The 10396-nt window shown below is 61.6% G+C and carries 7 protein-coding genes; 5 read left to right on the top strand and 2 right to left on the bottom strand.

Annotated elements, in window-relative coordinates:
- On the bottom strand, positions 1–839 hold an 839-nt coding region (locus E7813_RS17530; protein WP_291575932.1), incomplete at its 3' end, for a glycosyltransferase family A protein.
- Between the two features lie 351 nt (positions 840–1190).
- Here E7813_RS17530 and E7813_RS17525 point away from each other — a divergent pair.
- The gene (locus E7813_RS17525) at positions 1191–3119 is read left to right on the top strand and encodes a hypothetical protein (protein WP_291575930.1); all 1929 of its coding nucleotides are present in this window, start codon (positions 1191–1193) and stop codon (positions 3117–3119) included.
- A gap of 25 nt (positions 3120–3144) precedes the next feature.
- Here E7813_RS17525 and E7813_RS17520 read toward each other — a convergent pair whose 3' ends face one another.
- Entirely contained in the window at positions 3145–4194 is a 1050-nt protein-coding gene (locus E7813_RS17520) for a glycosyltransferase (protein WP_291575929.1), read from the bottom strand.
- Between the two features lie 270 nt (positions 4195–4464).
- Here E7813_RS17520 and E7813_RS17515 point away from each other — a divergent pair, with 270 nt between their 5' ends.
- The 4 genes from E7813_RS17515 to rfbB all read left to right on the top strand — a co-directional run bounded on the left by E7813_RS17515 (position 4465) and on the right by rfbB (position 10308).
- Positions 4465–6813, top strand: coding sequence for a glycosyltransferase (locus E7813_RS17515; RefSeq protein WP_291575927.1), 2349 nt, complete (start codon positions 4465–4467; stop codon positions 6811–6813).
- Positions 6810–8003 carry a glycosyltransferase family 4 protein gene (locus E7813_RS17510; RefSeq protein ID WP_291575925.1) on the top strand — a complete coding sequence of 398 codons (1194 nt, stop codon included), beginning with the start codon at positions 6810–6812 and terminating at the stop codon, positions 8001–8003. Before E7813_RS17515 ends, E7813_RS17510 begins: the two co-directional genes overlap by 4 nt.
- Positions 8004–8005: 2 nt before the next feature.
- Positions 8006–9037: a glycosyltransferase family 2 protein gene (locus E7813_RS17505; RefSeq protein ID WP_291575924.1), complete on the top strand. Its 1032-nt coding sequence runs from the start codon at positions 8006–8008 to the stop codon at positions 9035–9037.
- A 146-nt stretch (positions 9038–9183) separates the two neighbouring features.
- Positions 9184–10308 (top strand): dTDP-glucose 4,6-dehydratase, encoded by a 1125-nt coding sequence (rfbB, locus tag E7813_RS17500; RefSeq protein WP_291575923.1) that lies wholly within the window; start codon positions 9184–9186, stop codon positions 10306–10308.
- Positions 10309–10396 lie beyond the last annotated feature (88 nt).

The following is a 10396-nucleotide window of genomic DNA, read 5'->3' as shown; positions in this document are numbered from 1 at the left end:
CATGGATGGATTCGATACTCTTCGATCCTGATGCCGGCCAGGTGCAGTATCTTGCCGACTTCCTCGCAAGCTCTGACGATATGCCGTCCGGTTGATGAACGGTCCTTATTCCACAATCCGGCGACCTTGGCGGCATGACGGATCGCTTCCACGCCAGACCGTGCCAGCCGTCGCGCGGACGTTTGCCGGTCGCTCCGGCCCCATTCCACTGCTCCGAAGGTGCCGCCGTTGCGCAGCGCGCGCCGGAGCACCCACCGAAGATTGGCGCGGGTGAACGGTCGAGACTCGAAGACATTTACGTCGGCGGCGACGACGCGCGTTCCGTCGTCGATCATTCGCCTGAACAGTTCAAGATCCTCCCCGCCCACCAGATCGAAGCGGGTCGAGAACGGCGCAAAAAAATCCGGTAACGACTCGCGCCGGATCAGGGCATTCGAGGTCCGTGTCAGGTACCAAGGGACTGCCGCCCCGTTCCGACGCGGGGGGTTGTCGAAAAGACCGCAGGTTCTGATGTAGTCCGGCACCGCGTCGTCAAACATCTGCTCGACACCCCCGATGACGACGTCGGCAGCAAAGTCGTTTGCGACGTGGTGCATCGCCGCGAGCCACTCCGGTGGCGCCCACTCGTCATCGTCGATAAAAGCGATGAAGGGCGTGGCGGCGAAGGCGACGGCGCGGTTTCGGACCCGGGCAAGCCCTCGAACCGGTTCCACCAAATAGGACAAGGCGAGCCGATCGCGATGGCGCACGGCAACCTGTTCGCCAGAACCAGTGCTGTCGTTATCGACGACGATGACATCGAAGGGCGGAGCGCCGCTCTGCGCCGCCAGCGACGTCAACAGCCGATCAAGGCCTACCGGCCGCCTGTGGGTAGGAATACAGACACTGACTAGGCTGGTCATTGTTACAAGTCAAAATTCCGGAGCGGAGCCGATCGCAAAAGACCTGACATCTTTGCGAACAAAAATGCAAACCGTTGGCGTCGCATCGCGACCGCCCGCGCCGCCGAATGCGATCGCGTTAAACCCATAACCCAGCCGCAGCGGGTACTAGCCAGCGGTCCGCGAAACCCGTAAAAGGTTGAATTGACTTGCAATCGAGGGCTTTTGCCGCAGAGGAATTTGCGCGACGGCAAGCTGTTGTAGGGCGCGATATCATAGGATACCTCATCCTTTTTTCGGGGTCTTGGAATGAACCTGCCGGTTTCGCCACGTACCGAGGCAGCATCGATGCTGTTGCAAAAGCAACCGGTTCCAGGGACGACCTCACAAGCGCCGACGATTCCGGGATTGTCAGTCGCGATCGGTATCGTCCTGTTCAATAACGGAGCCGACGAGCTTACCGACCTCGCCCGCACGCTGCAGCGGGCGATCGCACGGCTGGCCGAAAACGAAGCCAATGCCAATCCGCAAGGCGCGACCGCGGTCTCCATTCGGCTGCAAAATAACGGTGACAGCCCGATCGATCCGGCGATATTCGGATCGCACGCGCGGCTGGGTCGCTCAACAGGCAACCTCGGATTCGGGAAGGCTCACAATCTGTTGATGCGCGAGGCGTTCGCGGACGGCGCGGAGTTTTATCTGGCGCTAAACCCGGACGGCAAGCTGCATCCGGACGCGCTCATCGAGATGATCGCGGTTGCGCGCCGGAACGAGGGGCGCGCGCTGATCGAGGCGGCTCAATTCCCGGAAGAACCGCCGAAAAGTTTCGATGCCCTGACCTTCGACACGCCCTGGGCCAGCGGCTGTTGTCTGCTGGTTCCTGCACGGATATTCGACAGCATTGGCGGCTTTGACGAGAACATTTTTCTGTACTTCGAGGATGTCGACCTCTCGTGGCGGGCCCTCGCGGCCGGCTATTCGGTGAAGCACGCTCCGCGTGCATTGATCCATCACAGCTGGCATCGCGCACGGCCCGGGACCAATCATGCGACCAGGCAGGTATATCTGGACGCCGCCCGCTATCTCGCGAAGAAATGGGGCAATGAAGCGTTCGTGCGCAAAATCGAAAGCGATCTGGCCGCCCGCGGCTGGGAACCAAAACCGTTTCCGAAATTGATTCCTTCGGAAACAGACCTGTCGGTTGCCGACTTCAGCCACGGTCTCAGATTCGCATCGGAACGCTGGATCTGCCCGACCCCGATTCCCAATCATGGCGTTACCCGGCAGGCCGAGGTTGACAACACCATCGATATCGTCGTGCGCTTTCACGATCCGGCACAAATCGTGCGGCTGTCGCGATGCCTGTTTTCGCTGTACGGGCAGCGGCATCAGCCAATCCAGATTCTTCTGATGTTGCATGGCTTGGTCGATGCGGACGTCGCTGCGGTCGACCGCTGTGTCGATGCCTTTGACTGGTCGCCGCCACGCCGGCGCCCGATCGTGACCAACGTGGCTGTCCCGCCGACCGGTGACCACCGGTCGCTGTTGTGGAACGCCGGCGTCGATCTGGGGCGGTCGCGCTACATCGGGTTCTGTGACTTCGATGACGTCGTCTATCCCACCGGTTACGGTTACCTGCTCCACAGGATTCAGTTCACGGGTGCGGCAGGGGTGTTCGCATCGTCGTTACACGTCGACTGCACCCCTATGCACGGCTTCGACTTCGCGTTCGCAAAGCGGTTCATCCCAGGCAAGGACCGCTACGATTTCTTCCTGAAGAACTTCTGTCCGCCAAACAGCCTTCTGCTGGATCGGACTCAAATACAGACCCGGGACCTGTACGCCGATACGACGCTGTCCAAGCACGAGGACTATCGGGTGTTTGCAGTGATCGTATCCAAATATCAAACCGATTGGGCAAGCATCGGAACGGCGGTGGCGGAATATATCCATCGCTCGGACGGAAGCAACACGGTCATGGCCCACCGTAGCGACGCCGCGTCGTGGCGCGACTGGGGCGAAACGTCAGTGGCCACCCGACTTTTTTTCAACACGCTGACGACCACAATCTCCGTCAATGACATCGTCCGTATGCGGGATGCCGAGCGGAGAGTAGAAGTCGCTGAAGCCAAAACCGCGCTGATGCAGAAGTCGCTGTCCTGGCGTCTGACTTCGCCGCTTCGATCGAGAACACTGTGGCGCATTCAACAGCGCTGGCGACGCTGGTTCAAGTTTTGAAAATAGCGGCAAGTTCGCCAGCCAATTACAGGGGTTTTTCGTCACGCACCGCTGTAGCGACTGTCTCGGCGAATTCCTTCATCGAACGCCAACGCGTGATAGTCTGCGCGCGCGTGCATTGCCAGAAGCGACCCTCGAACTGAAATGTTCCACCGGCCCTGTCGATCAGGTCCTGCACAAGATCGATATAGCGGCGACGGTCCAATTCGACGCGAGCCAGGGTCCTGGAACGCACATAGTCACGGGGAATATTCCGGGCGATGAGGGCATCGACCGCCTCGCGGATCGAGCGCGGATCGGGCTCGGCGATGATGCAGAATTCGTCGTCGAAAAAGTAGTCGCGGCCGCCGAGACTTGGCGTGGAAACGATGGAGAGCCCTGCAAACAGGTACTCGATTGAAGCCCGCATCGCGCCCTCGATCGGAGAGAGGCATAGACCGACGCGCGATTGCGCATATACTTTGTTGATCGCGGGTCCCAACAGCCATTCGCAGCCGTCGGAGGTTAGTTGATTGACGAAGTGCGCCCTTGGCATCAAGGCGCGCAAGCGTGCATGGATGGCGTGGAACTCGGCGGGCGACCCATCAAGGGCATTGTAGAAATAAACCAGAGCGAGCCTGTCAACCTCGCGGGCGAGTTCTGGGCGCTTTTCCGGGGACATACGAGCATTGTAGACGGCATCATAGACCGGTGTGGCATTGGGCATCGGCCTGAATACGGTGTCGTCCGTGAGGCAGTTTTTGTTGATGGTCGCGGCCGTGCAGCCGTTGGCGCGCAACAATTGCGCTTCGCGCGGGGTATTGCAAAGAAACGTCACCGTGTGCAACGGATGATCAATCAGGTAGGCCGCGGCTTTCTGGGCCAGCCCCTCGCTTGATCTTGGCTGTTCCAAGGACCACGACATCATGACCAGGAAATGTACAGCACGATCCCTGAAGAGCGGTCCAAGTGCGCTGGCCGCGCCAAGCGGAAATCCGGTCGAAAACGAGGTGTGGATGATTGTCGGTGAAACCGACAGCAGTTCCGCCCACGTGCTCGCGCTTGGATCCGGCGCCGCCCAGATCGCCGCCTGCATCGGCTTCGGCCCGTTCATGGCTGCATCAGCCACGGCGTGACAGCGACTGAAGCACCCGCAAATGCGAGTCTGCTGGACAAAGGACAAACGCCGCAACGCCCGATGCAAGCGCCAAATACCCGAGAAAGCATCTGGCAAATCTGGTTTAATGATGGGGTAAAGTCAATTCGATCGCGGCAACGCGCCAGCTTGGAGAACCAGGCCTGTAGCTGTGAAGGAGATTGGTCCAGTGCGTTTTGCCGCGATTGGCAGTTATAGTCGAAAGCAACGATGAGCAGACCCGTGATTGCCGCCGTCGATCACGACGGGCACCAACCGCTGTGGTCGGTCATGATTCCGGTTCACCGTCCCGATATTGCGTGGTTGCGCGAAGCCATTGCGGGTCCGCTTGGCGCCGGCCTGGCCCCACGTGACATGCAGATAGCGCTGGTCGACGATGCCAACGGGCAGACCCGTAGCGGCGATGCCGATGCGTTTTGGCAGCAATGCGAGCAACGCGGGATAGAGATTCACCGTTTCGCCAGCCAGGCCGGCCTTGCCGGCAACTGGAACCGCTGTCTGCAACTTTCACGCGGGCGTCTGGTGCATATTCTGCATCAGGACGATCGCGTACGACCCGAATTCTACCGCGCCATGGCGGCAGGGCTGGAAGCGGCCCCCGGCGTCGGGGCCAGCTTCTCGCAGCATGTCTTTATCGCAGACGACGGAGCCGCGATTCGAGCGGGACATCTGGATCGGCCCAACGCCGGCCTGCTCGACGACTGGCTGGAATATGTCGTCGCCAATCTGGCGATCCAGTGCCCCGCGATCGTGGTCAGGCGGGCCGTCTACGAAAAGCTCGGTGGCTTCGACGATCGCTATGACTATTGCCTCGACTACGACATGTGGCAGCGCATCGCCACGGAATACCCACTCTGGTTCGATCCTCTGCCACTCGCCGAATTCCGCGTTCATGATCATTCCGCGTCACATTCGCGGGTTCGAGGGATCGCCTCCTCGCTTGAAGTCGGTCATTGCCGCAACGCCGCGATCGCACGCATCTCGCCACCGGCGCGCGAGCCGGTCCAGCGCAGCGCCCGGCGCCACGCGGTCCGCTGGGCGATGCAGCAAGCCGGTCGCGCCATTGGACGGCGCGACTGGTCCTACGCAATGGCGGCGCTCGGGGGCGCCCTGGCGACGGGGCGGTTGAGCGATTTCGCCGCCGTGCTGGGGGGCCGGTTCGATCGAGCCCCCCTCAGTCGCCCGCCGGCGCGCTCCGCCGATATCACCGCCCGCCGGCTGCCGCGAATCCTCCTGATCACGGAATTCTATCCGGCCGATCCGGCAAAATGCGTATTCGGCGCGTTTCAGCGTCTGCGTCGTCATCTCGACGCCCTTTCCCGAATTGGCCCGGTGGACGCGATATTTTTCTGGGGGGAGCACGAACTGTCGCCCGCGGAAACGCGCCAGCACATCGACAGGGTGAAAGGGTTTTGGCCGATCGAAGGTTCCGTCAGGTTCGTCAAGGTGGGGACCGTTCGCCGCCGGCCGCTGCAATGGATCGCAGACGCGATCTGGGCTGTCAGGGGCTGCGTCGGCTTTTACCATACCGCGGCGACCATGCGGACCTGCGGGCGCGAGCAGGCGGACGCCTTGCGCCGCTGTCTCTATGACCTGCAGCCCGACCTGATTTTTGTGTACCGGCTGGGTGCAGCAGCGCCCTTGATGAGGACCCGGCTGCCGTTGCCGCCGGTCGTGGTTGATTTTGACGACCTCGAACACGTCAAGCTTGAACGGCTGGCGGCGACGATGCCGCGCTCTCGGCGATGGCTGACTATCCTGGCCGAGGCGTCGCTGGCGATCCATGCTTCGCGCCGGATCGGCAAGATGGCAGCATGCCTGCTGGTTGCCTCGGAGTTCGACCGGTCGAACCTGCTCGGCGTCTGCCGCAACGCTGCAGTAGCGGTTATCCCAAACACCGCATCGTCGTTCGTTCCTCCGCGCAAGGCGCCAGACCCAGTGACGCTTTTTGTCGGAACCGCAGCCTATCCACCGAATCGCGAAGCTGCGGTCTGGCTGTTGCGCGAAATCTGGCCGCTGGTTCGCGAGCAAGTCCCGCAGGCGCGGCTTCTGCTCGCCGGCGAAGGCATGCAAGAGGTCGCCGGCGAATGTCCGGCCGAAGGGGTCGAAGGTCTCGGGTTCGTTGCGGATCTCGCCTCGGTCTACCAGCGCACTTCCATTGCCTTATGTCCGATCCGTCGCGGCGCAGGCACCCGGATCAAGATCATTGAAGCCGCGATGAACTCACGGCCCGTTGTTTCCACCGTCCTGGGTGCTGAAGGGCTGTCGTTTGTGCCCCGCTCGGAAATCCTGCTGGATGACAGTCCCGAAGGCTTTGCCCGAGCCTGCGTCACGCTGCTGCTTGACCCGAACCTTGCAGCCGCTATCGGCGACGCCGCTCGGCGGCGCGCCGAGGCCGACTATGCTCCGGCCCTGGTCGCCGAGCGACTCGCTGCGCTGTGCGCCGGACTGATCGATCGTTCCGACCGTGTCGCAGCGCCTGTCGCCGGGAAATTGCAGGATGCCGCTGTCCCGGTTGAAATTGGCCAGCGACCGGGCAGGCGCCAGGCGAGCAGATGACGGGCGATGCGCCGCAGAGGCGACATATCATTTTCGTTGGCGGCTCGTCTGAGCCAGGCGGCCTTCATATTCACACCGCCGAAGTCGCGCAGGCTTGCGCCGCGCTGGGGCATCGGGTGACAATCCTGTGTCCGAGCATCAATTACTTCGATGGCTTGATCTGCGATCCGCGCGTCATCGTCGCGTGTATTCCCCCGCTGGGCGAGGGCCGATGGCATGAACGAGTGCTCGGATGGCTTCGCGTGATACCGCTCCATCCGCGTCCGGACATCGTTTTCTGCCGCGGTAGTTTTGCCGAAACTCAAATCGTCGATCTGGCAACCGCGGCCGGCCTGGCGCGCCGGCTTTTCACGATCGAACACCGGCCCTGGGAAAATGCCTGGCGCCGGCGCATGTCCAAGACGCAATACGGTCGATTGAGCGGTTTGCTCCTGCATCGCTCGATCTGCGTCTCGGACGAGATCAAGACGTCGGCGATAAACGAATTCCGGTTTCCGGCACGAAAGATCAGCACGTGCCTCAACTGGGTCCACCCTGGGTTTACCCCGCCGACCGCCCAACAGCGCCGCGACGCCCGGGCGGAACTTGCAATCGCGTCGTCGACGCTGCTGATCGGCTATGTGGGAAGGCTGGCGCCGGAAAAACGAATCGATGTGCTGTTAGAGGCTTTCGCCATGCTCGCCGGCCGGCCCACGCCTCAGGTCGAGCTTGTAATCGTCGGCGACGGCTGGAAGCGCCAGCCCCTGACCCAACTCGCCTGCGACCTCGGCACCAAAGACCGCGTCCGGTTCCTCGGCTGGTCGACGATGCCGTCAACCATACTTGGAGCATGCGACCTCTTTGTGCTGCCAAGTCTGGTGGAGGGATTTCCGCTCGCGTTGATGGAGGCGATGGCTAGCGGATGCCCGTGCATGGCCCATCCAATGTCGAGCACGACACGGCTGATCGAGAGCGGCAAAACCGGCATGTTGGTCGACATGCACTCCGCCGAAGGGTTGGCGGCGGGGCTGGCGGAACTGATCGGGAAAGGACCCGAACGCCTTCAGCAGATGGGAGCGGCGGCGGCCACGCTGATCGCGGCCGAATTTTCACGGCAGCGCCGCTTGCCGGACATTCTCGACGCGCTTGAGGTGGAGGCGCCGGCGCTCCCGCAGCCAGGTCCCCGCTTGCTTGCGTTCAACCGAGGCTGACCATGGATCGGCCGCCCATCAGCGTTATTGTGCCGACATACAATCGGGCCGCGCTGTTGCCCGCCGCGATCGAGTCGGTTCGAGCCCAGACCCGGCCGGACTGGGAGCTGATTATCGTCGACGACGGCAGTACCGACGAGACGTCGGCTGCCATCGCGCCACTGCTTCGCGAAGACCCACGGCTGAGACTGCTGGTCAACGAAGGCGCTCGCGGTCCGGCGGGCGCGCGCAACACCGGTATCCGCGCCGCAAGGGGCGCTGTCCTCGGCTTTCTCGACAGCGACGACTATTGGGAACCTTCGAAGCTCGCGCGTTTCATGGTGGAATTCGACGCCGTCCCGGCCGCGGTCCTGGTTGCAAGCGACAACTGCATGGTGGACCGCGACAGCTCCTCTGTGACCACGATGAAATCGTTCCTGCTCAAAACCATGGTGCCGTGGTGGCAAACTGATCCGCTGGCCCGCGAGGTCACGCGCTGCGACGCGTTGGCTCGCGATATCCAGACGATCGCGCAGCCAGGCCTGTTCGCCAGCCTGACGATCGCCGGTTTCCCCTGGGTCCACACGTCCTCGACGATGATACGGCGCGATGCAGCTTTTGCGGCCGGCCTGTTCGACGAAGGCTTGATGCGAACCGAAGACATCGACCTTTGGCTAAGGCTGGAGAGCATGGGTCGCTTCGTCTATATCGACGAAGTACTGGCGCGTTACGACATCACCGGCCGCGATGGCGGAGCCGGCGCGCGATATGCGTCGTACCATCCCTCGAGGCGCCACACCAGGTATGTCGAGGCATCCTATCACTTGCGGCTGCTCGATCGCGTCGAGCGGCATTGCCGGCTGACGACCGATCAGTCGAAGCTTTTAACCCGCCGCCGGATTTCCCACCATCGCCACTGCGCCGTCGAAGCGCTGCGCGAACGGTATTGGCCCGGCCTCGTCCATGCGATCCCGTGCATGAAAAACCCGTTCGAACGCGATATCCTGATAAGGCAGATGCGGGATGTGCTGTTTCGTGGAACAGGGCTGCAATAGGACTGCGAAGGTTAGGCGATTGCAGCCATATTTGGCGAGTTTACGCACAATAATTCTCGTTGACCAATGGGCTTCGCGATGCCCTATAGGCGACGGTTTGTCACTTTCAGGCAATACTCCAGTTGCCGGGCAACGCAGCGACTTCGATGCAAAGCATTCTGATCACCGGCGGCGCCGGTTTTATCGGGCAGAACCTGGTGCATGCGTGGCGCATGGCGCATCCGGCCGACCGGCTCGTCGTGGTGGATGCGATGACCTATGCCGCCAATGTCCGGAGTCTTCAGTCACTGATCGCCGATAAAAGCATATTGTTCGCAAAGGGAGACATCAGGGATGCCGCATTGATGCGGCGTCTGTTCGAAGAGCATCGATTTACCCGCGTTGCCCATCTCGCTGCGGAATCGCATGTCGACCGGTCCATCGCGGACCCCGAAGCATTTCTGCAGACCAATGTGCTCGGCACGTTCTCGCTGCTCAAGGCGGCTCTGGATAGCTGGCGGTCGAATGACGCGCTCGATCGTGCCCGCTTTCTTCACGTATCGACCGATGAGGTTTACGGATCGCTGGCGTCGGGCGATCCCGCTTTTTCGGAATCGTCGCCGTACCGTCCGAATTCACCCTACGCGGCAAGCAAGGCCGCAAGCGATCACCTCGTACGCTCGTTCGTTGCAACCTACGGGCTGCCGGCTCTTATAACAAACTGCTCGAACAATTATGGCCCGTATCAGCACCCCGAAAAACTGATCCCGCTGATGATCATTCATGCGTTGGAAGGAAAGCCGCTGCCGATCTACGGCGATGGCTCCAATATCCGCGATTGGCTGCACGTGTCCGATCATTGCGAAGCGCTGATGAGCGTGATCGAAAAAGGCCGCGTCGGAGAAACCTATAATATCGGTGGCGGCAACGAGCGAAATAACCGCGACGTCGTCGGCCGGATCTGCGACACCCTCGACAGCGCCTTCGCCGCCGATCCACGGCTTGCAGCACGCTTTCCATCATGTCCCGCCGCCGCCGCCGGACATTCGTGTCGCTCGCTCATCCGCTATGTAACCGACCGTCCGGGTCACGATCACCGCTATGCGATCGATGCAACAAAACTCGCCGACGAACTTGGCCATCGATGTGACGTCGACTTCGAGAGCGGACTGAGCCAGACGGTGCGCTGGTATCTTGACCAGGAAGACTGGTGGCGCGAGGTGACCAGCGGCGCCTACAGGGACTGGATCGACAAGAATTACGGTTCCCGGACCGCAGTTAACGCAATTTGAGTCTTGCAAACTTTACGTCGTGCGACTCGCCGTGCGATGGTGGCGCTGCCAGGCTATCAAAGCCCTGATCCCCTTGATCTACCGGAGC

The sequence above is a fragment of the Bradyrhizobium sp. genome, assembly GCF_004799405.1.
GTDB lineage: Bacteria > Pseudomonadota > Alphaproteobacteria > Rhizobiales > Xanthobacteraceae > Bradyrhizobium.
The sequence above is the reverse complement of the archived record's forward strand: the minus strand, read 5'-3'. Positions and strand labels throughout refer to the sequence as shown.

Excerpts from the sequence above, each read along its gene's own strand:
- E7813_RS17525 (WP_291575930.1), top strand. The coding sequence starts at position 1,191 with ATGAACCTGCCGGTTTCGCCACGTACCGAGGCAGCATCGATGCTGTTG.
- rfbB (WP_291575923.1), top strand. The coding sequence starts at position 9,184 with ATGCAAAGCATTCTGATCACCGGCGGCGCCGGTTTTATCGGGCAGAAC.
- E7813_RS17505 (WP_291575924.1), top strand. The coding sequence starts at position 8,006 with ATGGATCGGCCGCCCATCAGCGTTATTGTGCCGACATACAATCGGGCC.
- E7813_RS17520 (WP_291575929.1), bottom strand. The coding sequence starts at position 4,194 with ATGCAGGCGGCGATCTGGGCGGCGCCGGATCCAAGCGCGAGCACGTGG.
- E7813_RS17515 (WP_291575927.1), top strand. The coding sequence starts at position 4,465 with ATGAGCAGACCCGTGATTGCCGCCGTCGATCACGACGGGCACCAACCG.
- E7813_RS17510 (WP_291575925.1), top strand. The coding sequence starts at position 6,810 with ATGACGGGCGATGCGCCGCAGAGGCGACATATCATTTTCGTTGGCGGC.